This is a genomic window from Nocardiopsis baichengensis YIM 90130, from assembly GCF_000341205.1.
Taxonomy (GTDB): domain Bacteria; phylum Actinomycetota; class Actinomycetes; order Streptosporangiales; family Streptosporangiaceae; genus Nocardiopsis_A; species Nocardiopsis_A halophila.
The window spans coordinates 39,630-65,821 of record NZ_ANAS01000005.1; the positions used below are offsets into that span (position 1 = coordinate 39,630).

Annotated in this window: 22 protein-coding genes; 6 read left to right on the plus strand and 16 right to left on the minus strand. The window is 73.7% G+C overall.

Annotation, left to right across the window (positions count from 1 at the left end; genetic code table 11):
• Positions 1-769: 769 nt before the first annotated feature.
• From C892_RS0103760 to C892_RS0103770, 3 genes are all read right to left on the minus strand, one after another.
• Positions 770-1,552: a crotonase/enoyl-CoA hydratase family protein gene (locus tag C892_RS0103760; protein WP_017538730.1), complete on the minus strand. Its 783-nt coding sequence runs from the start codon at positions 1,550-1,552 to the stop codon at positions 770-772.
• A gap of 8 nt (positions 1,553-1,560) precedes the next feature.
• On the minus strand, positions 1,561-2,334 hold the full coding sequence (locus C892_RS0103765) for an SDR family NAD(P)-dependent oxidoreductase (protein ID WP_017538729.1): 774 nt from the start codon (positions 2,332-2,334) through the stop codon (positions 1,561-1,563).
• A 66-nt stretch (positions 2,335-2,400) separates the two neighbouring features.
• The gene (locus C892_RS0103770; RefSeq protein WP_017538728.1) at positions 2,401-2,682 is read right to left on the minus strand and encodes a hypothetical protein; all 282 of its coding nucleotides are present in this window, start codon (positions 2,680-2,682) and stop codon (positions 2,401-2,403) included.
• Positions 2,683-3,091: 409 nt separating this feature from the next.
• Here C892_RS0103770 and C892_RS0103775 point away from each other — a divergent pair, with 409 nt between their 5' ends.
• Both C892_RS0103775 and C892_RS0103780 read left to right on the plus strand, forming a co-directional pair.
• Positions 3,092-4,738, plus strand: a complete 1,647-nt coding sequence (locus C892_RS0103775) for an ABC-F family ATP-binding cassette domain-containing protein (protein ID WP_017556136.1) — start codon at positions 3,092-3,094, stop codon at positions 4,736-4,738.
• A 104-nt stretch (positions 4,739-4,842) separates the two neighbouring features.
• Positions 4,843-5,421: a Uma2 family endonuclease gene (locus tag C892_RS0103780; protein ID WP_017556137.1), complete on the plus strand. Its 579-nt coding sequence runs from the start codon at positions 4,843-4,845 to the stop codon at positions 5,419-5,421.
• On the opposite strand, the gene C892_RS0103785 is transcribed toward C892_RS0103780, so the two are convergent.
• The 9 genes from C892_RS0103785 to C892_RS0103825 form a co-directional block, all read right to left on the minus strand.
• On the minus strand, positions 5,399-6,217 hold the full coding sequence (locus C892_RS0103785; RefSeq protein WP_017556138.1) for an ATP-binding cassette domain-containing protein: 819 nt from the start codon (positions 6,215-6,217) through the stop codon (positions 5,399-5,401). The two genes, C892_RS0103780 and C892_RS0103785, sit on opposite strands and share 23 nt — an antisense overlap.
• Before the next feature lie 5 nt (positions 6,218-6,222).
• Complete coding sequence (locus tag C892_RS0103790; RefSeq protein WP_017556139.1) at positions 6,223-7,287, minus strand: ABC transporter permease; 1,065 nt, start codon at positions 7,285-7,287, stop codon at positions 6,223-6,225.
• 6 nt (positions 7,288-7,293) lie between these two features.
• Positions 7,294-8,280 carry a substrate-binding domain-containing protein gene (locus tag C892_RS0103795; protein ID WP_017556140.1) on the minus strand — a complete coding sequence of 329 codons (987 nt, stop codon included), beginning with the start codon at positions 8,278-8,280 and terminating at the stop codon, positions 7,294-7,296.
• Between the two features lie 52 nt (positions 8,281-8,332).
• Positions 8,333-9,253, minus strand: a complete 921-nt coding sequence (locus C892_RS0103800; protein ID WP_017556141.1) for a TIM barrel protein — start codon at positions 9,251-9,253, stop codon at positions 8,333-8,335.
• Positions 9,254-9,303: 50 nt separating this feature from the next.
• Positions 9,304-11,229 carry a 3D-(3,5/4)-trihydroxycyclohexane-1,2-dione acylhydrolase (decyclizing) gene (iolD, locus tag C892_RS0103805; protein WP_040685283.1) on the minus strand — a complete coding sequence of 642 codons (1,926 nt, stop codon included), beginning with the start codon at positions 11,227-11,229 and terminating at the stop codon, positions 9,304-9,306.
• Positions 11,226-12,137, minus strand: coding sequence for a 5-deoxy-glucuronate isomerase (gene iolB, locus C892_RS0103810; RefSeq protein WP_017556143.1), 912 nt, complete (start codon positions 12,135-12,137; stop codon positions 11,226-11,228). The genes iolD and iolB overlap by 4 nt, the downstream gene beginning before the upstream one ends.
• 29 nt (positions 12,138-12,166) lie before the next feature.
• A complete protein-coding gene (locus C892_RS0103815; protein ID WP_017538720.1) occupies positions 12,167-13,042 on the minus strand; it encodes a Cgl0159 family (beta/alpha)8-fold protein in 876 nt (291 codons plus the stop codon).
• Positions 13,032-14,045: a 5-dehydro-2-deoxygluconokinase gene (gene iolC / locus C892_RS0103820; protein WP_040685285.1), complete on the minus strand. Its 1,014-nt coding sequence runs from the start codon at positions 14,043-14,045 to the stop codon at positions 13,032-13,034. Before iolC ends, C892_RS0103815 begins: the two co-directional genes overlap by 11 nt.
• A gap of 83 nt (positions 14,046-14,128) precedes the next feature.
• On the minus strand, positions 14,129-15,142 hold the full coding sequence (locus C892_RS0103825) for a Gfo/Idh/MocA family protein (RefSeq protein ID WP_017556145.1): 1,014 nt from the start codon (positions 15,140-15,142) through the stop codon (positions 14,129-14,131).
• Between the two features lie 232 nt (positions 15,143-15,374).
• On the opposite strand from C892_RS0103825, the gene C892_RS0103830 reads away from it, so the two are divergent.
• The gene (locus C892_RS0103830) at positions 15,375-16,115 is read left to right on the plus strand and encodes a GntR family transcriptional regulator (protein ID WP_017538717.1); all 741 of its coding nucleotides are present in this window, start codon (positions 15,375-15,377) and stop codon (positions 16,113-16,115) included.
• A 152-nt stretch (positions 16,116-16,267) separates the two neighbouring features.
• On the opposite strand, the gene C892_RS0103835 is transcribed toward C892_RS0103830, so the two are convergent.
• The 3 genes from C892_RS0103835 to C892_RS0103845 all read right to left on the minus strand — a co-directional run bounded on the left by C892_RS0103835 (position 16,268) and on the right by C892_RS0103845 (position 20,257).
• A complete protein-coding gene (locus tag C892_RS0103835; RefSeq protein ID WP_017556146.1) occupies positions 16,268-17,785 on the minus strand; it encodes an APC family permease in 1,518 nt (505 codons plus the stop codon).
• Positions 17,786-18,294: 509 nt separating this feature from the next.
• Entirely contained in the window at positions 18,295-19,383 is a 1,089-nt protein-coding gene (locus C892_RS0103840) for an ROK family glucokinase (RefSeq protein ID WP_017556147.1), read from the minus strand.
• 76 nt (positions 19,384-19,459) lie between these two features.
• The gene (locus C892_RS0103845) at positions 19,460-20,257 is read right to left on the minus strand and encodes a hypothetical protein (RefSeq protein WP_017556148.1); all 798 of its coding nucleotides are present in this window, start codon (positions 20,255-20,257) and stop codon (positions 19,460-19,462) included.
• A gap of 137 nt (positions 20,258-20,394) precedes the next feature.
• Here C892_RS0103845 and C892_RS0103850 point away from each other — a divergent pair, with 137 nt between their 5' ends.
• Positions 20,395-22,017 (plus strand): MDR family MFS transporter, encoded by a 1,623-nt coding sequence (locus C892_RS0103850; protein WP_017556149.1) that lies wholly within the window; start codon positions 20,395-20,397, stop codon positions 22,015-22,017.
• A 37-nt stretch (positions 22,018-22,054) separates the two neighbouring features.
• Here the strand turns inward: C892_RS0103850 and C892_RS0103855 are convergent, their stop codons facing one another.
• A complete protein-coding gene (locus tag C892_RS0103855; RefSeq protein WP_017556150.1) occupies positions 22,055-23,338 on the minus strand; it encodes a KamA family radical SAM protein in 1,284 nt (427 codons plus the stop codon).
• A gap of 432 nt (positions 23,339-23,770) precedes the next feature.
• Between C892_RS0103855 and plsX the strand changes: the two genes are divergently transcribed.
• Positions 23,771-24,871 carry a phosphate acyltransferase PlsX gene (gene plsX, locus C892_RS0103860; protein ID WP_017556151.1) on the plus strand — a complete coding sequence of 367 codons (1,101 nt, stop codon included), beginning with the start codon at positions 23,771-23,773 and terminating at the stop codon, positions 24,869-24,871.
• A gap of 25 nt (positions 24,872-24,896) precedes the next feature.
• Positions 24,897-26,189, plus strand: coding sequence for a hypothetical protein (locus C892_RS32535; RefSeq protein WP_017556152.1), 1,293 nt, complete (start codon positions 24,897-24,899; stop codon positions 26,187-26,189).
• Positions 26,190-26,192: the final 3 nt, after the last annotated feature.

The following is a 26,192-nucleotide window of genomic DNA, read 5'->3' on the forward strand; positions in this document are numbered from 1 at the left end:
ACCAGGAATCCCGACGCTTATATGTTCGTTCGCGAACATCCGCGAGTGTAAATCCATTTGATGTCATTTCATCGATCTCCGTTTTCAATTGGATACAAGGAGCGACCCACCCTGTGCGGTTGTGAAGTGCGATGACGGCGATAGGGGAGCGCCCCCGGCGCCTGCCCACTCGACCCACCCGCCGCTCCGGGACGACCTCCGCCTGCGCAAGCGCCGCGCACCGACAAAGATGTCCCGAAGGATCCTCATGCGGCGAATCACCCCTCCACCTGGCGGCCGCCAGGATGGTCACACTCCTCGTCGATCACACGAAGCAACAGACCGCCCTGGGGCACGTACTTCTTCACCGGGAGCGGCAGCACTCCACCGCAGGACACGACGGGACAGGATGGGCGGCTCACATCCCGGATCAACGGTAATGGATCAATGTAACCAAACCGCACACAACGAGACACGCCTCGTTCCTCTCCGTGTTACCTGGGGTCATCGCCCCCTGCTGCCGCCACACGTGAGTGACTCGGCGCTCCCTCCCACTTCCGGAGCCCAGTCCACACGGACCGAACGTTTCCCCAGCGTCATACGTAGGATGCCACCCGGAGGGAGTAGGTTTACCAGACATGCACGATTCGCGACTCTTGCCTGGTCACGGCTAGGAAGCGCACGAAAGGTGGGCCGCACCCGTCTCGCGGTGCGGCCCATTGGCGCCGTCTCGGCGGAACCTCTCTGCTCTTCAGGCGCGGATCCCGTGCTCCACAGTGCTATCCGACCGTCACTCGCCCTTCCAGTCCGGCTTGCGCTTCTCGGCGAAGGCCGCGGCGCCCTCCATGGCGTCGTGGCTGACGAACACCGGGCCGGTGATCGCGTCCTGGCGGGTCCACATCTCCTCGGTGGACCAGTCGTCGGAGGCCGTGATCACCTCCTTGGACACGGCCACCGCCATCGGCGCGTTGGCGGCGATGCGCGCCGCCAGCGCGCGGGCGCCCTCCAGGGCGCCGCCGCTCGGCGCGACCGTGTTCACCAGGCCGAGCTCGCCCATGCGCGGGGCGCCGACGAAGTCGCCGGTCAGCGCGAACTCCATGGCGATGTTGCGGGGGATGCGCCGGTGCAGCCGGAGCAGCCCGCCGCCGGCGGCCACCAGTCCCCGCTTGGCCTCGGGGATGCCGAACTGCGCGTCCTCGGCCGCCACCACCAGGTCGCAGGCAAGGACCGCCTCGAACCCCCCGGCCAGGGCGTAGCCCTCCACCGCGGCGATGAGCGGCTTGCGCGGCGGGCGCTGGGCGAAGCCCGCGAAGCCGCGCCCCTCCACCACCGGCACCTCGCCCTTCATGAACGCCTTGAGGTCCATGCCCGAGCAGAAGGTGCCGCCCGCGCCGGTCAGGATCCCGACCGTCAGGTCCTTGCGGGAGTCCAGCTCGTCGAGCGCCTCGGCGATGCCCTGGGCCACCGCGGCGTTCACCGCGTTCTTGGCCTTGGGCCGGTCGATTGTGATCACGGCGACCCCGTCGGCCGCCTCGAACCGGACCTCGGGGCCGGTCCCCTCTTCCGCTGCCATGCGCCCTCCTACTTCGGCGGCATGCGCAGGCCGCCGTCGATGCGCACGACCTCGCCGTTGATGTAGCTGATCTCCAGGAGCGAGCGCACCAGGCGGCCGAACTCATCGGCGGTGCCCAGGCGCTTGGGGAAGGGCACCGGCGCGGCCAGGCGCTCCTTGAAGGCCTCGGACTCGGGGCCCTGCCCGTAGATGGGGGTGTCCAGGATGCCGGGGGCGACCGTGTTCACGGTGACGCCGATCGCCGCCAGGTCCCGCGCGGCCGGCAGCGTCATGCCGATGACGCCGCCCTTGGAGGAGGAGTAGGCGATCTGCCCGATCTGGCCCTCGATGCCGGCGAGGGAGGCCGTGTTCACGATGGCCCCGCGCTCGCCGTCCTCGCCGACCGGCTCGGTCTCGCTCATCGCCGCCGCCGCCAGGCGCAGCAGGTTGAAGGTGCCGATGAGGTTGACCTCGATGACCTTCTTGTAGCTGGCCAGGTCGTGCGGCTGCCCCTCGCGGTTCACCGTGCGGGTCGCCCAGCCGATCCCGGCGCAGGCCACCGCCGCGCGCAGCGGGCGCCCGGTGTCGACCGCGGCCTGCACGGCCGCCTTCACCTGGTCCTCGTCGGAGACGTCGGTGGCCACGAAGCGCCCCCCGACCTCCTTGGCGACGGCCTCGCCGCGATCGGCGTTGAGATCGGCCACCACCACGGTCGCCCCGGCCTCGGCCAGCTGCCGGACGGTCGCTTCACCCAGCCCGCTCGCGCCGCCCGTGACGACGGCGGAAATTCCGTTGAGATCCATGTGAGGAACCCTACAGACCCGCCCCCGCGGGGACTAGAACCGGGTTCGGTTTTCCGGGGCGGGTGCTCAGTCCTGCTCGGGGCCGCTCTGCCAGCGCTGGTAGACCGCCTCGTCCACCAGCTCGGCCGCCAGGGTGTAGGCGTGGGTGCGGTTGAAGTCGGCGGCGCCCGCCCCCACCGCGAACGGCAGCACCTCGTCATCGGCCAGCGCGATCTCGTAGCCGTGCGCCGTGGTGATCCGGTGCAGCCGGCCGCTGTCGGTGCGCTCGGTGCCGTGGTACTCGATGACCTTGGCTCCGGCCAGGTCCGTGAGGATCCTGCCGAGCGGGTCCGTGGGAGGCCAGGCCATGGCTCTCGCTCCTCCGGGGTCGGTGCGCCTGCGGGCGGTGGGCTCCCTTGCAGCCTGCCATCCGGCGGGGCGCCGCGCAGCCCGCCGGAAAACCCGTTGCCCCGGGGCGGGGGCGCGAGTAGCGTCGTATCCGTGCGCATCTGATCGTCGAGACCACGCGCCGGGAGCAGCGGAAGCTCGCCCGCAGAGGCTGGAGCAGACCCCCTCCCGGCGCTTTCCTGTCCGGTGATTCCTGCATCCGGCGTGGTCTCGACGACGGTGTCCGGCGCACTTCTCTGCGCCCGGGCCCGCTTTCGGGCACCCTGACGCCGGCGTCACGGCCCGCCCCGAACCCTTTCGGAGGTGGCGTTTGACCTCTCGTACGACCGAACCGCGACTCGGCGGCCACCGGTCCCCCGCTGAAGGGGGCGTGGCCGAAGGGCCGACACCACTGCTGAGCGCCCGCGACCTGTCCAAGGCCTACGGCGCCCGCGCCGTCCTGGACGGGCTGTGGCTCGACGTCGCCCCGGGGCAGCGCCTCGGCCTGGTCGGCGAGAACGGCGCCGGCAAGTCGACCCTGCTGTCGCTGCTGGCCGGGGCCACCGACCCCGACGCCGGGGCCGTCTCACGGCCTCCCGAGACCGGCTACCTCACCCAGGAGCCGCCCTTCTGCGAGGACACCACGCTGGGGGCGGCGGTCGAGGAGGCCCTGTCCGAGCCGCGCGCGGCCGAGCGGGAGCTGACCGCCCGGGCGGAGGCCCTGGAGGACGGGAGCGCGGCGTCCCAGCGCGCCTACGCGGAGGCGCTGGAGCGCGCGGAGGCCCTGGACGTGTGGGAGGCCGACCGCCGGGCCGGGCAGGTGCTCTCCGGGCTGGGGCTCGCACAGGTGGAGTCCGACCGCCCGGTGTCGGCCATGTCCGGCGGACAGCGCCGCCGACTGGCCTTGGCCGCGCTGCTGATCCGGCGCCCGCGCGCGCTGCTCCTGGACGAGCCGACCAACCACCTGGACGACGACGCGGTGGCCTTCCTGGAGGAGTACGTGTCGAAGCTCCCCGGAGTAGTGGTGCTGGCCAGCCACGACCGCGCCTTCCTGGACGCGGTGTGCACCGGCCTGCTCGACCTGGACCCCTCCTCGGACCGGGGGCCCACCTATTACGGAGGCGCCTACACCTATTACCTGGAGGAGAAGCGCAAGGCCCGCCAGCGCTGGGAGCAGCGCTTCCGGGACGAGCAGGAGGAGCTGCGCGCCCTGCGGGTGTCGGTGGACGTGACCGCACGCCAGGTCGCTCCGGGACGCCCCTTGGGCAATAACAGCAAGATGCTCTACGACTTCAAGGGCGCGCGTGTGCAGAAGCAGCTGTCACGCCGAGTGCGCAACGCCCAGCGGCGCCTCGACGAGCTGGAGGGCACCCAGGTGCGCAGGCCTCCCAAGCCCTTGGCGTTCTCAGGGACGCTCACCGGCGGTGCGACCGCCGGCGGGGGCCCGGCGCTAAGCGCGCGCGGGCTGGAGGTCCCCGGCCGGCTGAGCCTCGACCGCCTCGACCTGCTGTCGAACGGGCGGCTCCTGGTCACGGGTCCCAACGGCGCCGGGAAGTCGACCCTGCTCCTCGTCCTGGCCGGAAAGGTCGCCCCTGCGTCGGGCGAGGTGCACGTCCACGGCGGCGCCCGGGTGGCGCTGCTGGAACAGGACGTGGAGTTCCCCGACCCGGAGCGCACCCCGCAGGAGATCTACACCGCGGCGGTCGGCCGGCTGGCGGACCAAGGCGTCCTGAAGGGCGCGGACGCGCCGTCGCTGGACGAGCTGGGGCTGATGGCCCGCCGCGACGTCCGCCGTCCCGTCGGCGAGCTGAGCGTGGGCCAGCGGCGCAGGCTCGCCCTGGCCCTGATGGTGGCCGCGGCCCCGCACGTGCTGCTGCTGGACGAGCCGACCAACCACATCTCGCTGGCACTGAGCGAGGAATTGGAGGAGGCCCTGAAGACGGCCCCGGGCGCGGTGGCGGTCGCCAGCCACGACCGGTGGCTCCGCCGCACCTGGGAGGGAGACCGCCTGCACCTGGAGAACGGGGAGCCGAGGTAGAGAGGGACCCCACGAGTGGCCCAGAGCGTGCGGTGGCACCGAGCGCCTGGGCCGCTCTGCGGCTAACCTGTACTCCCAGGCCGATGGCTAAGGAGGTGGCGGCCGTGTGCGCCCAGCCGGTCCCCGAGTGGATGATTCCGCCTTCGGACGGGTTCCACGCCGAAGACCTCGACAGACTTCCCGACCTCCCTCCGCACACCGAGCTCATCGACGGGAGCCTCGTTCTCGTGAGTCCGCAGAAGAGCTTCCACACGCTCATGATGGACCTCCTCGTCGCGGCACTGCGGGCATGCGCTCCGGACCACCTGAGGGTCCGCCGTGAGATGACGACCACGCTCGGGCCCCGCCAGAGACCTGAACCCGACGTCATGGTCGTCCATGCCTCGGCGGTCACAGGCGGGGAGCAGACGTCGTTCCCCCCCGAGTCGTTGGAGCTGGTGGTCGAGGTGGTCTCCCCCGAATCGCGGGTCCGGGACCGGGAACGCAAGCCGCAGCTCTACGCCCAGGCCGGCATCCGGCACTTCTGGCGCGTGGAGGCGGACGAAGAGCGCCCCGTCGTCTACGTCTACGAGCTCGACCCGTCCGCATCCTCGTACGCGCTGACCGGCATCCACCACGACCGGCTGAAGCTCGGCAGGCCCTTCCCGATCGACATCGACCTCACCGAGGTCGACCGGCTCTGAACGGCTCCGGGCCTCCCCCGCCCCGGGACAGCTCGTGCTCCAAGGCGTCCAGCTCGGCCCCGCCCGCCATGTGGTGGGTCAGGTCCTCCAGGCCGAGGGCCGAGCGCGGGGCGTCCAGCTCCGCCTCGCCCAGCCGCAGGACGACGAAGCGGTCGCCGACCATGTAGGCGTGGTGCGGGTTGTGGGTGATGAAGACGACGCCCAGCCCGGCGTCCCGGGCAGCCGTGATGTACTTCAGCACCACCCCCGACTGCTTGACGCCGAGCGCGGCGGTGGGCTCGTCCAGGATCAGCACGCGGGCACCGAAGTACACGGCGCGGGCGATCGCCACGACCTGCTTCTGGCCGCCGGACAGGTTGGCCACGGGGGCGTCGATGTCGGGCAGGTCGATGCCCATCTTCTTCAGCTCCTCGTCGGCGATGCGGCGCATCGCCCGCACGTCGAGGCGGGAGAGCGGACCCCGCCCCTTGCGCATCTCCGAGCCGAGGAAGAAGTTCCGCCACACCGGCATCAGCGGGGCCAGCGCCAGGTCCTGGTAGACGGTGGCGATGCCGCGGTCCAGCGCGTCGCGGGGCGAGGAGAAGGACACCGGCTCCCCGTCCACCCGGTACTCCCCGGCGGTCGGGGCGTGCAGCCCGGCGAGGATCTTGATCAGGGTGGACTTGCCCGCCCCGTTGTCGCCCAGGATGCAGGTGACCTCGCCCGCGCCGACCGCCAGGTCCACGCCGGCCAGGGCGGTGATGGTGCCGAAGGACTTGCCGACGCCGCTCAGCTCCAGCAGCACGGTACCGGTCATGGTGCTCACCTCTTGCCCGCCTGGCGGCGGACCCAGGCGTTGACGACCACGGCCAGCAGCAGCATCGCCCCGACGAAGAACATCACCCAGTTGTTGTCCCAGCCGGCGTAGACGATGCCCATGGTGGTCATGCCGTAGATGAAGGCGCCGATCGCGGCGCCGATGACGGACCCGAAGCCGCCGGTCAGCAGGCACCCGCCGACCACCGCGGCCATGATGTAGAGCAGCTCCATGCCCACGCCCTCGCCGGACTGCTGGCGGCCGGAGGCCGTGAGCAGGTGCATGCCGCTGAACCAGGCGAAGAAGCCGACCGCCATGAACAGCCCGATCTTGACCCGCGCCACCGGGACGCCGACCGCGCGGGCGCTCTCGGCGCTGCCGCCCACCGCGAAGATCCAGTTTCCGACCCGGGTCCGCGTCAGCACCCAGGTGGCCAGGGCGACGAAGGCCAGCCACCACAGGACGGTGATGCGGACATCGCCCAGCCCCGGCACGGGGACGAAGGAGGCGAACACCGCCCGCGCGGAGGCGTAGCCGTCCATGTCGGCGATGTTCGGCCCGGACACGCTGCCGGTGACGAGCTTGGTCACGGCGGTGTTCAGGCCCTGGAGCATCAGGAACATCGACAGGGTGACCAGGAAGCTCGGCAGCCGCGTGCGGATCAGGACCACGCCGTTGGCGAGCCCGACGGCCAGGGAGGCGGCCAGCGCGATGCCGGCGGCCGCCCACACGTTCAGGTTGAGGTAGTACCCGGCCATCCCGGCGACCAGGGCGGCGGTGACCACCGCGACCCCGGCGGACAGGTCGAACTCGCCGCCGATCATCAGCAGCGCCACGCCGACCGCCATGATGCCCACCACCGAGGAGGCGTAGAGCACGGTGGCGAAGGAGTCGCCCTGGCGGAAGGCGGGCGCCAGCGCGAAGAACACGCAGAAGACCGCGACGGCGCCGATGAGCGAGCCCAGTTCGGGCCGGCTCAGCAGGCGGTTGAGCAGGGGGCGGCGCCGGGCCCGCAGTCCCTTCTCACGTGCGGCCGCGGGCTGCTGCCGCGGCGCGGCGGTGCTCGCCATGGCGCCTCACCGGGTTCCCTTCTGGGCGTACTCTGCGACCCGGTCGACGTTGCCGGAGTCCACGAAGCTCGGCCCGGTGAGCACCGGCTCGGTGCCGCCGCCCATCGCGTTGCCGTTGGCGTTGTACAGCCACAGGCCTTCCAGGGACATGTAGCCCTGCAGGTAGGGCTGCTGGTCGACGGCCCATTCGACGGTCCCGTCCTCGATGGAGGCCACGACCTCCTCGTTCAGGTCGAACGTGGCCACCCGGGCGTCGCTGCCGGCGTCGGACACCGCGTCCAGCGCCGCCATCGCGTAGGGGCCGCCGAGGGTGGCGACGTGGTCGATGTCCTCGTCGGACTGGAGCTTGGAGGTGAGGGAGGACTTGACGTCGGGCATGCTGGAACCGTCGACGTAGAGCGTCTCGGTCTCCCCGTCGAAGGCCTCCTCCAGCGACGAGCAGCGCGTCTCCAGCGCCACGTGCCCCTGCTCCTGGATGACACAGAGCGCCCTCTGCGCCCCAGCCTCGTCGAGCCGTTCGCCGAAGGCCTCCCCGGCCAGGGACTCGTCGGTGCCGAAGTACTCGGTGACGCCCATGTCCTGCCACTGCTCGATGCCGGAGTTGAACGCCACCACGGGGATGCCGGCGTCCTGGGCCTCCTGGACCGCCCCTTGGAGCTCGTCGGGTTTGGCGAGGGTGACGGCGATGCCGTCCACCCCCTTGTCGATCGCGGTCCGCACCAGGGTGGCCTGCTCGGAGGCGTTGGGGTCGGAGTTGTAGTCCAGGGTGATGCCGTGCTTGGCGGCCGAGTCCTCGGCGCCGGCCCGGATCCGGTCCCAGAAGGTGTCACCGGGGACCTCGTGCGTGATCATCGCGATCGTCAGGCCGGCGGCCTCGGCATGGCCGCCCCGGTCTTCCTGCTGTGCGCCGCCGCCGGAGCTGCACGCGGTCGCGGCCAGGGCCAGGGCCGAGGCCGCCGCCACGAGGGCGGGGATCTTCGGGGTTCGGTTCATGGGCGGTACCTCTGCTCTGCTGTCAGGGCGTGCTGCGGTGGGGGCGGACGGGTCAGTCCCGCTGGTAGCGGGCCCCGAGACCGCAACTGTTCAGGTAGTGGCGGGTGCGCACGGCGATGGACAGCGGGACGTCGGGCGCGCAGGGGTAGAGGTCCTGCTCGACGATGACGAAGACGCGCGCGTCCGCGTCACCGAGCGCGTCGAGGACCTTGGAGGGCACCGGCTCGCCCGCGGGCGGCTCGACGCACACGCCGCGCTTGACCGCCTCGCCGAAGGACAGCTCCTCGGCGTCCTTCTCCCGCAGCACCTGCGGGTCCATCTGCTTGATGTGCACGTAGCCGATGCGCTCGGAGTAGCGGCGGATGAGGTCGACCGCGTCGCCGCCCCCGTAGGCGACGTGCCCGGTGTCCAGGCACAGGGACACGTACTCGGGGTCGGTGCCGTCCAGGAACCGCTCGATCTCGGGCTGGGTCTGGATGTGGGTGTCGGCGTGGGAGTGCAGGCACAGCCGCACCCCGTACTCCTCCAGCAGGAGCCTGCCGAGCCGGTCGGCATTGCGGTGCAGGGTCCGCCACCGGCCGTCCCCCAGATGGGGCGACTCGGTGAAGGCGCCCGTCCTCTCGTCGCGGAACATGGGCGGGATGAACACCAGGTGGCGGGCGCCCATGGCCCGGGTCAGCCCGGCGACCTTGCGCACGGTGGAGAGCATCCCGTCCCACCGGTCGTCGTCGTGCAGGGCGCCGAAGACGGTGCCGCCGGAGACCTTCAGGCCGCGCCCGCCGACCTCGTCGGCGAGCCGGTCCGGGTCGGTGGGCAGGTAGCCGTACGGGCCCAGTTCCAGCCACGTGTAGCCGGCCTCGGCCAGCTCGTCGAGGAAGCGGTTCCAGGGGGTCTGGTACTCGTCCTCGGGGAACCACACGCCCCAGGAGTCGGGGGCGGATCCGAGGACCAGCTTGTCCTTCACGGTGCTCATCGCTGCCGTCCTTTACTGAAGCCGAAGGGCGGGGGCGTCCCCAGGGGACGTCACAGGTGGTGGCGCTGCTCGCGCTTGTGCTCGGCATAGGCGCGGCGGGCCGCGCGGGTGCTCTCCAGCTCGGACACCTCGCTCACCGGAACGTCCCACCAGCCGTTGGAGGGCGGGGCGGGGCCGGTCGGGTCGGTCTCGATGTGCACGACCGTGGTGGTGTCGGCGGCCTTGGCGGCCTCAAGCGCCTCGCGCAGCTCCTCGAGGTTCTCGGCGCGGACGGCCCTCGCCCCGAGGCTGGCGGCGTTGGCCGCCAGGTCCACGGGCAGCCGGTCGCCGTCGAGCCGGCCGCTGACGGGGTCGCGGTAGCGGTAGCGGGTGCCGAACCGCTGGGACCCCAGCTCCTCGGAGAGGGCCCCGATGGAGGCGAAGCCGTGGTTCTGCAGGACGACGATGACGACCTTGATCCCCTCGGCGACCATGGTGGCGATCTCCTGGGAGAGCATCAGGTAGGAGCCGTCGCCGACGAGGACGACCACCTCGCGGTCGGGCGCGGCCATCCTGGTGCCCAGCCCGGCGGCGACCTCGTAGCCCATGCACGAGTAGGCGTACTCGACGTTGTAGGCCTTAGGGTCGCGCGCCCGCCAGAGCATCTGCAGGTCGCCGGGCAGGCTCCCGGCGGCGTTGACGACGACGTCGCGGTCGTCCAGGGCGTCGTTGAGGGTGCCCAGGACGGCGGTCTGCGCCGGAAGGGCGCCGTCGTCCACCGAGTAGCAGGCATCGGTGGTTCGGGCCCATTCCGCGGCCAGCGCGCGGACGCGTTCGGTGTAGGGGGCTTCGACCCGCCAGCCGGACAGCTCCCGCCGCAGCGCCTGCAGGCCGGAGCGCGCGTCGGCGACGAGCTGGTGGGCGGCGTGCTTGGCGGCGTCCGGTCGCGCCACGTTCAGGTTGACGAACTCCACGTCGGGGTCGGCGAACACGGTGCGGCTCGCGGTGGTGAAGTCGCTGTAGCGGGTGCCGATGCCGAGGACCACGTCGGCCTCTCGGGCCAGGGCGTTGGCGGCCGACGTCCCCGTGGAGCCGACGCCGCCGACCGCGCAGGGGTGGTCCCACGGCACCGCGCCCTTCCCGGCGTGGGTGTCGGCGACGGGGATGCCGGTCTCCTCGGCGAACGCGCGCAGCTCCTCGGTCGCCCGGGAGTAGACCGCCCCGCCGCCGGCCACGATGAGGGGCCGCCGGGCCCGGCGCAGCGCCTCGGCGGCGCGCTTCAGCGCGGCGGGGTCGGGCTGCGGGCGGTCGATGTGCCAGGTGCGCTCGCGGAAGAGCGCGAGGGGCCAGTCGTGCGCCTCGGCCTGCACGTCCTGGGGCAGGCAGAGGGTGGCGGCCCCGGTCTCGGCCGGGTCGGTGAGCACCCGCATCGCGGCCATGGCGGCCGGGACCAGCTGCTCCGGGCGGGTGAGGCGGTCCCAGTACTTCGACACCGGGCGCAGCGCGTCGTTGACCGTGGCGTCGCCGCCGCGGGCGTCCTCCAGCTGCTGCAGCGCCGGGTCCGGCGCGCGGGTGGCGAACATGTCGCCGGGCAGCAGCAGCACCGGCAGCCGGTTGGTGGTGGCCAGCGCGGCGCCGGTGACCATGTTGGTGGATCCGGGGCCGGTGGAGGCGGTGCAGGCGAAGGTCTGCAGCCGGTCGCGCATCTTGGCGAAGGCGGCCGAGGCGTGCACCATGGCCTGCTCGTTGCGGGCCGGGTAGTAGGGGAGGTCGGCCTCGCCGGTGGTGGCGGCCTGGAGCAGCGCCTGCCCCAGCCCGGCCACGTTGCCGTGGCCGAAGATGCCCCACACGCCGGGGACGAGCCGCTGCCGCTCGCCGTCGCGCTCGGTGTACTGGACGGCCAGGAAGCGCACCAGCGCCTGAGAGACGGTGAGCCGGACGGTTCCGGCGGGCGCCGCGTCGGCCGTCGGGGGCTCAGTCGCGGGCTCAGAGGTCATCGGGACCACTCCCCCTTCCCCGCGCGCGCTGCGCTCGGGCCCTCGGCGGTGTACAGGGGCAGGCGGGGGTCGACCTCCTGCTTCTCCCAGGTCTCGCGCACCCACCCGTGGCGGGGGTCGTCGCAGATCCTCCAGGCCCGCTCCTCGCCGGGGCCGGCCATCACGTTGAGGTAGTAGAGGTCGTAGCCGGGGACGGCCATGGACGGGCCGTGCCACCCGTGCGGGACGGTCACCACGTCACCTGTGCGCACCTCGGCGAGCACGTCGATCGGCCGCTCCTCGGTGCCGTACACCCGCTGGTAGGCCACGCCCGGCCCGGCGGGACCCGAGCCGACCTCGAAGTAGTAGATCTCCTCCAGCTCGCACTCGGTGTCGGTGGCCTCGTCGTGCTTGTGCGGCGGGTAGGAGGACCAGTTCGACTCGGGGGTGAGCACCTCGCAGGCGATGAGCCGGTCGGCCTTGAAGGCCTGCGGGGTGCAGAAGTTGTTCACCTGGCGGCTGGACCCGCCGGCCCCGCGCAGCTCGACGGGGACGTCCTCGGCCCTGCCGTGGCGGAACGGCAGCCGCCGGCCGCAGCGCGCCGACGGCAGGGCGAACCGGCCGCCCTCCGCACTGACGACCGTGGCCGCGGCGTCGCGGGGCACGTAGGCGAAGTCGGTGACCCGGGAGAACACGTCCGGGCGGCCGGCCAGGTCGAACCGCTCGCCCCCGCACTCCACCGAGCACGCGCCGTTCAGCGGCAGGACCAGGGTCTCGGCGTCGCCGGTGGCGACCTCGGCGCTGTGGCCGGGGGCCAGCTCCAGCACCTTCAGGCCGGAGTACCCCCACCCGGCGGACTCGGGGGTGACGACGGCGGCGTAGGGCCCCTGGGCGGTCGAGCCCGCGGGGACGTGGTGGTTCGCGGTCATCCGTGCTGCCTCCTCGGTCGTGGGCGGTCTCACAGCAGCCCCACGGCTGTGTCGACGGCGCCGACGACGTCGTCGTCGGCCGGGTACAGCAGGGAGCGCCCCACGGTCAGGCCCTTGACCGTGGGCAGCTTCAGCGCCTCGCCCCAGCGGGCGAAGGCGGCGCCGGGGTCGGCGGGCAGCTCCCCGCCCAGCAGCACCACCGGCAGCGTGGACCCGGCCACCACCCGCTCCATGCCGTCGACGACGGGCAGCTTGAGCCAGGTGCGCGCGGTGGTGCGGCCCAGGCCGGAGCCGATGGCCACCGATCGGGCGACGGCCCCGGTCGACAGGTCGTTCTTCACGGCCCCGTCGGCGGTGTGCGCGATGAACGGCTCCACCATGGCCGTCAGCCCGGCGGCGTTCAGCTCGTCGACCGCGCGGGCACAGGACTCCAGGGCGTCGGGGGTGCGGCCGTCGGAGTAGTGCAGGCGGAGCAGCATCTTTCCGCCCTCGAAACCCATGGCCTTCAGGCCCGCGGCGTCGTAGCCGGTGAAGCGGTCGTCGACCTCCCAGGCGGCGCCGGTCAGGCCGCCGCGGTTCATGGAGCCGATGGCGGTCCTGCCCTCCAGGGCGCCCAGCAGCAGCAGGTCCTCCAGGATGTCGGCGGTGCCGAGCACCCCGGTCACCCCGGGCCGGGCCAGGGCCGTGCACAGCCGGTCGAGCAGGTCGGCGCGGTCGGCCATGGCCATGGGGCGGTCCCCGGCGCGCAGGGCGCCGCGCGCGGGGTGGTCGGCGGCGATGATCATCGCCTTGCCGTGCTCGCCCAGCAGGGACGCCGGCCGCGTGCGGGCGGCCGCGGCCTCGGCGATCGCCTCGGGGCGCTCGATCCGCACGGCGGTCAGTTCGCGCAGCTCTTCAGAGCGCATGGCGCGCCTCCTCCAGGCGGGCCTCGACCTCGTCCGAGGTGGGCATCGCGTCCGAGCAGGCCAGGCGGGAGGCGACGATGGCCCCGGCCGCGTTGGCGAAGCGCATGGTGCGCTCGGTGTCCCAGCCCGACAGCAGGCCGTGGCAGAGCGCGCCCCCGAAGGCGTCGCCCGCGCCCAGGCCGTTGACGACCTCCACCGGTACCGGCGGGACGGTGGTGCGGCCGGAGGCGTCGGAGGCCATGACGCCCTTCGGGCCCTGCTTGACCACGGCCGTCCGGACGCCGAAGCGGTCGTGCGCGGCGTCGGCGGCGGCCTCGGGGTCGCGGGTGCCCACCGCGGTCTCCCACTCGTCGAGGTTGCCCGCGGCGACGGTGGCGTGCGCGAGCGCCTCGGCCGTCCAGCGCCGGGCCTCTTCGCGGGACTCCCAGAACACGGGGCGGTAGTCCAGGTCGAGCACGGTGGCGCCGCGGCGGCCCCGGGCCCGCAAGGCCTCCAGGGTGGCGGTGCGGCTGGGCTCGGCGCACAGGCCGGTGACCGTCGCCCACAGGACGTCGGCCCCGCACAACGCCTCCAGGTCCAGCTCCTCGGGGCGGATCTCCAGGTCGGGGGCCTTGGGGGTGCGGCCGTAGAAGTAGAGGGGGAAGTCGTCCGGCGGGAAGATCTCGCAGAAGGCCACCGGTGTGGCGGCGCCGGGGACGGGTGCGGCGTAGCGGGGGTCGACGCCGTAGGAGGCGAGCGCCGTGCGGACGAAGCGCCCGAAGGGGTCGTCCCCGGTGCGGGTGACCACGGCGGTGCGCCGGCCGTGCCGGGCGGCGGCCACGGCGACGTTGGTGGGGCTGCCCCCGAGGAACTTGGCGAAGGTGCGCACGTCCTCCAGGCCGGCGCCGGTCTGCTCGGGGTAGACGTCGACGCCCACGCGCCCCATGGTGACCACCTCGAAGGGCGCGGACGGCGCGGATCGCTCGGAGGGGCCGTCATCGGGGCGGCGGTCGGTGGCGCTCAACTCGGACCTCCGTCGGTTGCGGCGGGCGCCGGCGCGTCCGCCCGGGTCGGGCGGGCTCCGGTATTCCCCGGTCATGAGCCGGGTCACAGCGGCAGGTCCTCGCGCACCTCGGACAGGCGGACCGGTCGGCCCCGGCGCATCGCGCGGTCGGCGGCGTCGGCGATGAGCACCGCCTCCAGGGCGTCGGCCACCGTGCACGGGCTGGGTCCGCCCTCGGCGGCCATCCGCAGGAAGGCGGCGATCTCCGCCTCGTAGGCCGGGGTGAAGCGGGTCCAGAACTCCCGCCAGGGTTCGTCCCCGGGGAAGCCGGCTCCGGGCTCGGCCGAGACGAGGGGGACGCGGTCGTCCAGGCCGACGGCGATGGTGCCCCGGGTCCCGGCCAGCTCCATCCGCACGTCGTAGCCGCCGCCGTTGTAGCGGGAGCCCTGCAGGGTGGCCAGGGTGCCGTCGTCGAGGCGGAGCAGGGCGGCGGAGGTGTCCACGTCCCCGGCCTCGGCGAAGTAGGCGGCGCCGCGGTTGGCGCCGTAGGCGCTGACCTCCTCGGCCTCGCGGCCGGTGACCCAGCGCAGGATGTCGAAGTCGTGGACGTGGCAGTCCCGGAAGATGCCGCCGGAGGCCGGCACGTACCCGGCGGGCGGCGGGGCGGCGTCGCAGGTCACGGCGTGCACGCGGTGGAGTTCGCCCAGCTCGCCGCCGCGCAGCGCCTGCCGTGCGCGCACGTACCCGGCGTCGAAGCGGCGCATGAAGCCGATGTGCACCGCCGCGTCCGCCTTCTCCACCTCGCGCAGCACGCGGACGGTTCCGGGGACGTCGGGGGCCGCCGGCTTCTCGCAGAAGACGGGGATCCCGGCCCGCACGCCCGCCAGGATCAGGTCGGGGTGGGAGGCGGTGGCGGAGGCGACGACCAGGGCGTCCACCGCTCCGGGGGCGAGCAGGTCCTCGACGCCGGCCGGGCGGCCCTCCGCGTCGCCGGCGACCGCGGCGGCCCGTGCGGGGTCGGCGTCGGCGACCAGGAGTTCGTCCACCTCGGGGCGGGCCGCGACGGCCGCGGCGTGCGAGGCGCCGATCCGTCCGGCGCCGACGAGTCCGATGCGCATGGGGGGTGCGCCCTCCCTCCGTACGGGGCGGGCCGCGTGGCCCGGATCACACCGTTTCTACGCTCCCGGGCACCCCATGTCAACATTATGTCTAGACATATGCACCTCTTAATCTTCCATCAACAGGACGGCGGCGTAGACTCGGGAGGACGCACGGGAGGACCCGCCCCGCGGCGGGCGCGCGGGCCGTCCCGCGACCGGAGAGCCCCCGTCCGCCGAAGATCGGAGCCGCGTGGCCGAATCGCACCTGCAGGTGATGCTCGACCGCACCAGCCCGGTGCCGCTGTACTTCCAGCTGGCCCAGGAGCTGGAGCGGCGCATCCGCGAGGGCGAGATGCCCCCGGGGACCCGCCTGGAGAACGAGATCGTGCTCGCCGACCGCCTCGGCCTGTCCCGCCCGACCCTGCGCCGCGCCATCGAGTACCTGGTCGACCAGGGGCTGCTGGTGCGCAAGCGCGGCGTCGGCACCCAGGTGGTCACCCCGCGGGTGCGGCGGCCGGTGGAGCTGTCCAGCCTCTACGACGACCTGGTGCAGGCCGGCCAGCACCCGTGGACACGGATCCTGGACCTGAGCGTGCGGCCGGCACCGGAGTCGATCGCCCGCGCCCTGGAGGTGGAGCCGGGGACCGAGGTGTACTTCCTGGAGCGCCTGCGCCACGTGGGCGACGAGCCGCTGGCCCTGATGCACAACTACCTGCCGCTGGGCCTGGTGGAACTGACCCGCGAGGGCCTGGCCGAGACGGGGCTGTACCGGGTGCTGCGGGCGGCGGGGGTGACCCTGAAGATCGCCTCGCAGAGCATCGGGGCGCGCGGCGCGACCGCCGCAGAGGCCACGTCACTGGGCGAGGCGAAGGGGGCGCCGCTGCTGACGATGGACCGCACGGCCTACGACGACATCGGCCGCGTGGCCGAGGTCGGCTCGCACGTCTACCGCGCGTCGAGGTACTCCTTCGAGCTGACGCTGACGAGCTGACACTGCCGAGCTGACGCCCTGACAGCGCCGGCGCGCCTGAGTGCGGGCGGGGGCACATGGAGAACGTCCACGGGACACGGCCGGGCTCTCGCGACTGGGAGACCGCCGGCACGTGCTGCTTCCTCGCCGACAGTGTCGAACTCCTTCTCCGCCTACCCCCTCCGGGACCGGCGCTCGATCTCGGCGATCAGGCGCTCCTCGGCGCCCTCGCCCGGGGCGACCTTCGGCAGGCGGGCCATCATCGCCAGTCCGGCGATCCACCACGCCCCGACGATCGCCCACTCCCAGGGCCACACCAGCGCGGCGGGCATGCCCGGCAGGTAGAGCGCCAGCAGCCCGACGCTCAGGACCAGCGCCGCGGCGCCGACCGCGGGACCCGCCGGGGTGCGGAACGGGCGCTCCATGCCCGGCTCGCGGCGTCGGAGCACCAGGAAGCAGACCGCGACGACGATGTAGGCGATGACGATGTTCACCCCGCCGGCGTCGACCAGCCACACCAGCATCGGCCGGCCGAAGAGCGGGGCGAGCACCGACAGCGCGCCGATGAACAGCAGCGCGTTGCCGGGGGTGCGGTAGCGGGGGTGCAGACGTCCGAACCAGGCGGGGACCATGCGGGACTCGGCCATCGCGTACAGCAGCCGGCTGCCCCCGATCAGGAAGGCGTTCCAGCTGGTGAGCAGCCCGGCCAGGCCCCCGACGACCAGCACGTTGCCCATAGCGGCGCTGTCCCACAGGGCCGCCATGGCGTCGGCCGAGGCCAGGTCGGAGGCGGTCAGCTCCTCGGGGCCCAGGGCGGCCCCGGAGGTCAGCATGATCATCACGTACCAGGCGGCGGCGCACCCGACCGAGACCACCAGCAGGCGGCCGACCTGCCGGAAGGGAAGCCGGATCTCGCTGGCCGACTGCGGGATGACGTCGAACCCGACGAACAGGAACGGAACCGCCACCAGCACCACGAACACGCCGGAGACGCCGCCGGTGAACAGCGGCTCCATGGTGGCGGCCGAACCGCCCACCGCGGCGCCGGCGACCATGGCCGCCCCGGCCGCAAGCAGGAACAGCACGGCGATGGTCTGGAACACCCCCGCGGGGCGGATGCCCACGTAGTTCACCCCGGTCATCACGACCGCCGCCAGCACGCCGACCGCGACCTGGGCGGCGGAGACGTCGTACCCCGCGACCGTCCACAGGTGGCCGGCCTCCATCGCCTCGGGGACCAGGTAGCCGACGGTCTGGGGGACGGCGACGGCCTCGAAGGCGACGACCGAGATGTAGCCGAGCACCATCGCCCAGGAGGCGGTGAAGGCGCCGCGCGGCCCCAGGGCGCGGAGCGCGTAGTGGTGCTCGCCGCCGGCCCGCGGCATCGCCGCCACCAGCTCGGCGTAGGTGAGCCCGACCAGGGCGATGACCACGCCGCCGAGGACGAAGGCGAGAGCGGCGCCGACGCTGCCCGCGGCGTCGATGAAGTCCCCGGTCAGCACGATCCAGCCGAAGCCGATCATGGCCCCGAAGGCGAGCGCGAGCACGTCCCCGCGGCCCAGGACCTTCAGGAAGCCGTGGTGCCCGGTGCCGGGGGATGGGGCGGACGAGGGCTCGGGCGAGGCGCCGGGCGAGGGCTCGGGACTGCTGGAGGCGCCCGGGGCGCCGGGGGTGTTCGGGGCGTCCGACATGGGGGGATCCCCTCCGTCTCGGGGGTGTGGACGGTGATGAGGGGTCATTTAAACCACCGGCCCCGACTCGGGATCAAGGTCCCGGAACGGCGCATTCACCGCGGTCGTCTGTCCACACCGCACAAATCCCGGCGACCCCGGCGGCACACCCAGCCCCTGGTGAACCGCTCGTGGAGACCGAAGGGGACCGTACGCAGGGGGCGACGGCCGGGAACGGTACCCATCGGCGTGCCCATCGACCGCCCGACCGTCTCAGGGCAGGGAAGGGGCGGCGACGGATGAGCGGGGCGCCCCGGTCGTGTCCGCCGGCGTGGTGGAACTCTGCAGGCCCCGGCCGCCCCCGGGGGCGCGCACCGGGGCCGGAGGCCACCGGGACACCACCCGCCGACCGGGGCGAGGGCCCGGCGGGGACGACGATGACGGGCCACTAACCGAGGCCGCATAGGCCACCGGTTCCAAACGTCAGGGGTCACGGCCCCGGACGAGGAAGGGCCCACCGGCCGGGATCGCTACGCCCTGCGGCGCGGGCTCCTCCGGTGGACGAGGTGGCGGGGGCCCCTCGCCTTCGTGCCCTTCCCGCCCGTGGCGCTCCCGCCCCCGCGGACACGCCGGGGCGGCTCCTCGCGGGCCAGGAGGGCCGCGCCGACCAGCCCTGCCTCGTTTCCCAGCCGCGCCTGCACGATCCCGGCCTCGGGCCGGTACCCGCGCCCGGCCAGGTGCCTCCGGAAGGCACTGCGCGCCGGACCGAGCAGCAGATCGCCGCACTCGGACACACCACCGCCGATGATGAACAGCTCCGGATCGAAAGCGGCCGCCAGGTCGGCCAGCCCCTTGCCCAGCCAGCGGCCCACATCCTCCAACACCTCCACACAGGCCCGATCGCCCCCGGCGGCCAGCTCGGCGACCAACGGGCCAGTGATCCGCGCCGGGTCCCCGCCGACCGCCTGCAGCAGCCCCCGGGCCACCGGCGAGTCGGCCGCCGCCAGCTCGCGCGCCTCGCGGGTGACCGCGTTGCCGCTGGCGTACTGCTCCCAGCACCCCCGGTTGCCGCACTCGCACCGGTGCCCGTCCTGCACCACGGCCATGTGCCCGAACTCCCCGGCGATGCCGTGCCGCCCCCGGTACAGCGCACCGTCCAGCACCACCGCGCCGCCGATGCCGGTGCCCAGGTTCACCACCACCGCGTCCGAGGCCCCCCGCCCGGCGCCCAGCCGCATCTCCGCCCAGGCCGAGGCGTTGGCGTCGTTCTCCACCGCGACCGGCAGCCCCAACCGCGCGGTCAGCGCCGTCCGCAACGGCTCGCCCCGCCACGACAGGTGCGGCGCGAACAGCACCGAGGAGCGGTTCCGGTCGACGAACCCCGCCGCGCCCACGCCGACCGCCGTGACCGGGTACCGGCGGCGCAGCCGCTCGACCACCTCGGCGATGGTGTCCTCGACCACCTTGGGGCTCTTGCTGCGCTCCGGGGTCTCCCCGCGTTCGCGGGCCAGCACCCGCCCCGCCGGGTTGACCACACCCGCGGCGACCTTGGTCCCGCCGATGTCGACGCCGATGACGAGCCCGCGCCGACGCCCCCTGCTCCTGCCGGTGAGTGCCATGACCTGCCACCCTACCGCCGCCGCCCGCACACGGCGGCCATCGGTCGTGATGTGCGCTTGTCAGGACAACAGGCGCTCAGGTCGGCCGCCGTGCCGGGGCGGGACGGCGCGGCCCCCGGGGCTCGGGAACCGCGGGCGCCTCGGGCAGGTCGTGCCGGCCCGCGATGAACTCCTGGACCCGGATCTTGGCGCGGATCACCGGGCGGCGCAGGCGCCGGTCGCGCGCCAGGGCCGCGGCGAGCTTGGCCGAGCCCTCCGGGTAGCGCCGGCGCGCCCACGGCGACCCCGGGACCGCCAGCCGCACCGCCGCCACCACCGACAGCCCGGGCACGAACACCCCCGTCAGCCCGGTCCAGATCTTGCCCTTGAGCAGGCTCACCACCGACCCGGCCAGGTTCACCGCGGCCAGCGCCGGCAGCGCGTCGCCGGCCACCCCGGCTCCGCTCCAGCCGAACGGCCGCAGCCCCGTCAGCAGCAGCCCGGTCAGCCCCACCGCGACGAAGACCGCGTCCACCGAGGCCCGCCCCCGCTCGGTCCAGTACACGTCGCGCAGGTGCAGGATCAGCGCGAACTCGTCGAGCACCAGCGCCGCCCCCAGCCCGAAGCAGGCCGCCGCGGCGACGACCGGCGCGCCCGCCCGCTCCTGCACCACCAGCAGCCCCAGGCCGCCGAGCAGCATCAGCCCGACCCCGAACACCACGTGGTGCACGTGGACCCCGCCCGCCCGGACGTTGCCCGGCCACCACCGCACGCCCGCGCGGATCATCCGGACGCTGGCCCGGATCAGCAGGAACCCCGCCACGAACGCCACGAAGAAGGTGAACAGGGGCAGCCGCCCGGCGTCCACCACCGTCCCGTCGAACCAACCGGCCATGCGCCGACTCTCCCGATCTGCCGCGTCGCCGACCGATTATGCACGCCGCGGCGCCCGGCACGCCCGGTTCGGCGGAATCCGGCCGGGGAACACCGGGGTCCGGCACATAGGATGACCGGGTCCGCAGGGAGGCGCGCATGCGATCGATCCGGGGGAACCCGTGGGCCATCCTCGCGGCCCTGTGCCTGGGGTTCTTCATGACCCTGCTGGACCTGACGATCGTCAACATCGCGATCCCGGACATGATCCGGCGCCTGGGCGCGGCCGCCGACGAGGTCCTGTGGGTCGTCAACGTCTACACGCTCGCCCTGGCGGTCCTGATCATCACGTCCGGGCGGCTGGGCGACCTGTTCGGCCAGCGCCGCCTCTTCCTGGTCGGGGTGGCCGCCTTCACCGGCGCCTCGGTGCTGTGCGGGCTGGCCCCGGGCGCCGGGTGGCTGATCGCGGCCCGCGCCCTGCAGGGGGTCGGGGCGGCGGTGATGATGCCGCAGACCATGGCGCTGCTGGTGCGGGTCTTCCCGCCGGAGCGGCGCGGCACCGCGATGGGGGTGTGGGGCGCCGTGGCGGGCCTGGCCACGGTCGCCGGGCCGACCCTGGGCGGGCTGCTGGTGACCGCCTTCGACTGGCGTTCCATCTTCTTCGTCAACATCCCCTTCGGCGCCCTGGCCCTGGTGCTGGGGGCCGTGCTCATCCCGCCCGACCCCCGGCCCGAGCACCGTCCGCGGTTCGACCCGGCCGGCGTGGCCCTGGCGACCGCCGCGCTGGGACTGCTCGCCTTCGCCCTGGTCGAGGGCGAGCGCTTCCGGTGGGGGACGGTCTACGGCCCGGTGAGCATCCCGCTGCTGTTCGCCCTGAGCGCGCTGCTGTTCGCCGCGCTGCTGGTACAGCAGCGCGCCCGGCAGGGGCGCGACCCGCTGATCCCGTTCGGGCTGTTCGCCGACCGCAACTTCAGCCTGATGAGCCTGAGCGCGGCGCTGGTGTCGGTGGCGCTGATCGGCCACTCGCTGCTGTTCACCATCTACCTGCAGTCGGCGCTGGGGATGACCGCGCTCGCGGCCGGGCTGACGATGGCGCCGATGTCGGTGCTGTCCATGGTGGCCGCGCCCGTGGTGGGCCGCTGGGTGGACCGGCTCGGCGGGAAGTACCTGCTCATGGCCGGGTTCGCGGTGTTCGCCGGCGGGCTGGCGTGGCTGCTGCTGATCGCCCGCCCGGACTCGCCGTGGTGGGCGTTCGTGCTGCCGCTCGCCCTGATGGGGCTGGGGGTGGCGTCGGTGTTCGGGCCGATGAACTCGCTGGCGGTGTACCGGGTCGACCCGCGGATGGCCGGCGCCGCCTCCGGGGTGCTGAACACCGTCCGGCAGCTGGGCTCGGTGCTGGGCGGCGCCGTGGTGGGGGCGCTGATGCAGGCCTCGCTCGCGGAGAACACGGTGCGCGAGGCGCGGGAGGCGGCCCAGGACCTGCCGCCCGAGGCGCGCGGGCCGTTCGCCGAGGCGGTCGAGCCCGAGCACGGTGCCGGGGTGGAGCTGGGCGGGCCGGCCCCGTCCCAGCCCCCCGAGGGCATGCCCGACGCGGTGGCCGACCGCCTGTCCGAGCTGGCCGGGCAGGTCTTCTCCCAGGCCTTCACCGACACGTTCCGGGAGGTCGGCTGGGTGGCGGTGGCCGCAATGGCCGCGGGGCTGGCGGCCACCGCCTTCTCCCGCAACATGCACGGGCCCCGCTCCTCGCCCGTGCCGGCCGCGGGCCGGCGCACCGACGGCTAGGGCCCCGCCCGCGCGCGGAGGGCGGGGCCGCCGCGGGTCAGGCGCGGGCCTGGTCGACCAGCTCGGAGACGTCCTCGGGCGGGGCCTCCTCGTAGGGGAAGTGGGTCGCCCCCAGGGCGGGCTCCAGGTCGAAGAGCCAGGCCGCCTTCTCGTCGTACTTGGCGAAGAACGGCTTGCCCACCAGCTCGGGGTCGCGCGCCTGGATCAGGTGCAGCACGAACACCTTCTCCCCGGCGATCTCGGTGACGCCGTCCACGCACACCTTGCCCGGGGTGGCCGACATGGACGGGCCGCGCACGGTCCGCGCCAGGCCCGAGACGTTCTTGTAGGCGTTGCGGAAGATCTCGTAGGCCTCGGCCAGCGGGACGGCGAAGTAGTCCTGCGGGCCGGTGTCGCGCTCGACGAACATGTAATAGGGGACCATGTTCATCCGCAGCTGCATGCGCCACATGCGCTCCCACACGGCCGGGTCGTCGTTGATCGTGCGGATCAGCGGCGCCTGGGTGCGGATCACGGCCCCGGTGGCCTGGATGCGGCGCACCGCCTCGTGGACCAGCTCGGGCTCCAGCTCGTTGGGGTGGCTGAAGTGGGCCATGAAGGCCAGGTTCTTGCCCGACTCGGTGACCTTCTCGAACAGGCGCAGGGTGTCGTCGGCGTCCGGGTCCGTGACGAACCGCTGCGGCCAGTAGGCCAGCGCCTTGGTGCCGATCCGGATGGACTCGAGGGTCTCGACCTCCAGCAGCGGCTCGATGTACTTGGAGATCACCCCCTCGCCCATGATCATCGGGTCGCCGCCGGTGAACAGGACACTGGTGACCTGCGGGTTCTCCTTGAGGTAGCGGACCAGGTGGTCCACCTCGCCGGAGGCGAACTTCAGATCGGGCTCGCCCACGAACTGCGCCCACCGGAAGCAGTAGGTGCAGTAGGCGTGGCAGGTCTGCCCCTGCTTGGGGAAGAACAGCACCGTCTCGCGGTACTTGTGCTGCATGCCCTCCAACGGGTCCTGCCCGTCGACCTTGGGCACGTTGAGATCCATCTGGCCGGCCGGATGCGGGTTGAGCTTGGCCCGGATCTCGTTGGCCGCCTGGTTGATCTCCTTCCTCGGCGCGTCCTGGCGCAGAAGATCCGCCATCCGTGCGACGTCCTCGGCGGGCAGCATGTCCGCCTGGGGGAAGACGAGCCGGTAGATCGGATCGTCGGGGGCGGCGTCCCAGTCGATCAGCTCGTCGATGACGTAGCTGTTGACACGGAACGGCAGCACCGTGGCGACAGCGCGAACGGCGAGCCGCTCGTCCTCGCCGAGGCCGGCCCGCGCCGTCAACTCGTCCAGGTGCTTCGAGGTGTAGGCACGGAAGCGACGTCCCGCGGACGGGGACAGTGCCGCGTCTTGCGTCAAGCTCACGCGTCTCCCTTCAGGGTGCGGCAGGCGCGCCCCGCCGGCGGCAGGACAGGCCTGATCCGGGCGCCCCCGGCAGAGCGGGGGCGCCCGGCGAGATCACATACATGTGTGTTGTCGGGCCCGGAGTGGTCACCCTCCTGACCAGCCGACCGATATACCCGATCTTCGCTGATTCTTACCCACTTTCCGCAAATACCCTCCTGACCTCCGGTTCCTCCGGGCGCCCGGCACGCGCCCGCCGATCCGGCATAGCCTTGCCCGGGGAGCGGGCACACCCCCACCACGTGCGCGAAGACGTCGGCCCCGGGCGCGGCGGTCCACCGCCGGCCCCCGCGGAACAGTGAGGATCCACACGTGAACCAGACCCGGTCCGGAGCGGAGGCGACGGCCGCGGCGCCGCGCGGCGGCCCGGTCATCGCCCTGGACGCCATGGGCGGCGACCACGGTCCCGCCGAGACGGTGGCCGGCGCGGTGGCCGCGGTGCGCGGGCACGGACTGCGGGTGGTGCTGGTGGGGCGGCTCTCCGAGCTCACCGCGCTGCTGGCCGAGCACGGTGCCACCGGCGAGGTCCCGGTGGTGCACGCCGAGGACACCCTGGCCATGAACGAGGGCGCCCTGGCCGGGTGGCGCCGCCCGCGCTCCAGCGTCGCGGTGGCCTGCAAGCTGATCCGCCAGGGGGACGCCTCGGCGCTGGTGTCGGCCGGGTCGACCGGGGGCGTGGTGGCCACCTCCACGGTCCGGCTGCGCACCCAGCCGGGGGTGCTGCGGGCGGCGCTGGCGGTGGTGCTGCCCACCCGCCCGCGCCCCACGGTGCTGCTGGACGCGGGCGCCAACGCCGACGCCAAGCCGGAGATGCTGGTGCAGTTCGCCCAGCTGGGCGCCGCCTACGCGCACACCGCCCACGGGGTGGCCGACCCCCGGGTGGGCATGCTGACGATCGGCGCCGAACCGGGCAAGGGCAACCGGCTGGCGCGCAAGACCTCCGAGCTGCTGGCGGCGACCGCCTCCGAGCCGCCCCGGCTGGACTACCGGGGCAACGTCGAGGGCCACGACCTGCTCGCCGGGCAGGTGGACGTGGTGGTCACCGACGGCTTCACCGGGAACGTGGCGCTGAAGACCGTGGAGGGGACCGTGCGGTTCGCCTTCGACGCCGTGCACGACGCCCTGACCTCCACCCGCCGCGCCCGCGCCGGGGCCCTGCTCCAGCGCAGGGCGCTGCGGGAGCTGCGCGAGAACCTGGACAGCGAGAGCACCGGCGGCGCGGTGCTGCTGGGGCTCAACGGCACGGTGGTCATCGCGCACGGCGCCAGCCGCGCCCGCGGCATCGAGCGGGCCTGCCTGCTCGCCGCCGACCTGGCCGCGGGCCGCATCGTCGACCAGATCCGCCGCCGCGTCTCCCCCGCGGGCCGGAGCGCGGGCTGGCTGCACCGCCTGGGCCACCCGGACGACCACTGAAGGGCCGCCCCGTACCATCGGCCGCATGGCCGCCCCCCGCCTCCTCGCGCTCCTCACCGCGCTCGCCGTGACCGCCCTCGCGGTGCTCGGCGCGGTGCGCTCGCACTCCCCCTCCCCGCTGGAGCGGACCCCCGAGGAGGTCGCCGCCGACGCCGCGCCCCGGCTCGCGTTCCTGCGGTCCGCCCTGCGCGACGGCGCCGGAGCCGACATGCAGGCGCTCTTCCCCGAGGGGTACTTCTTCACCCACGCCCTCTACGGCCTCGCCCGGGCCGACACGGGCACCCTCGATGCGCGCCTGCGCGACGAGGCCCTGTGGGAGGCCCGGTGGGCGCTGGACCGGCTGGAGTCCCCCGAGGGGACCGCCGCCTTCCCCGCCGGCGCCGAACCCGCGTACGGCGTCTTCCACGCCGGATGGAGCACCTACCTGCGGGTGCGCATCGTCGAACTGGCCGGAGGCCCGGACGCCGCCCCCGAGGAGGCCGGGCGCCTGGCCGAGGACACCGCCGAGCTCCGTTCCGCCTTCTCCGCCTCCCTCGACCGCGGCACCCCCTACCTGGAGGCCTATCCCGGGCAGGCCTGGCCGGTGGACAGCGTGGTCGCCGCGGCCGCCCTGGCCCGGGACGCCCGGGTGCGCGGAACCGACGGCCACGATTCCCTGCTGGCGGCCTGGAAGGAGGCCGCGGCCGCGCACACCGACCCGGCCACCGGACTCATCCCGCACCGGGCCGACGCCGCCACCGGCGCACCGGCCGAAGGCGCCCGGGGCAGCTCGCAGGCGCTCCTGCTCCGCTTCCTCCCCGACATCGACCCCGCGTGGGCGGCCCGCGACCGCGCGGCCTTCCAGGAGGCCTTCGCCTCCCCCGTCGCCCCGCTGCCCGGGGTGCGCGAGCACCCCCACGGCGACGACTCCCCCGGCGACGTGGACTCCGGCCCCCTGGTCCTGGGGCTGTCGGCGTCGGCGAGCACGGTGGCCCTCGGCGACGCCGTGGTCTACGGCGACACCGCCTCGGCCGCCGCCCTCACCGGCTTCGCCGAGGCGCTGGGACTGCCGGTCGCCGCCGGCGGGGAGCGCCGGTACCTCGGCGGCGCGCTCCCGGTCGGCGACGCGTTCCTCGTGTGGTCGCTCACGGCCCAGGGCACGCACCCGGACCCCCTCCCGCCGCCGGACGGCGCCTCGCCCTCCGCGCACGCGCCCCCGGCCTGGTGGCGGGCGCCCTGGTACGCCCTCGCCGGGCTCGTGACGGCCGCCGCGTGGTGGGTCGCCTGGATGGCGGCGCATCCGCGCAGGTCACGGAATCCAGGTGACGGCGGTCGGTAGGCT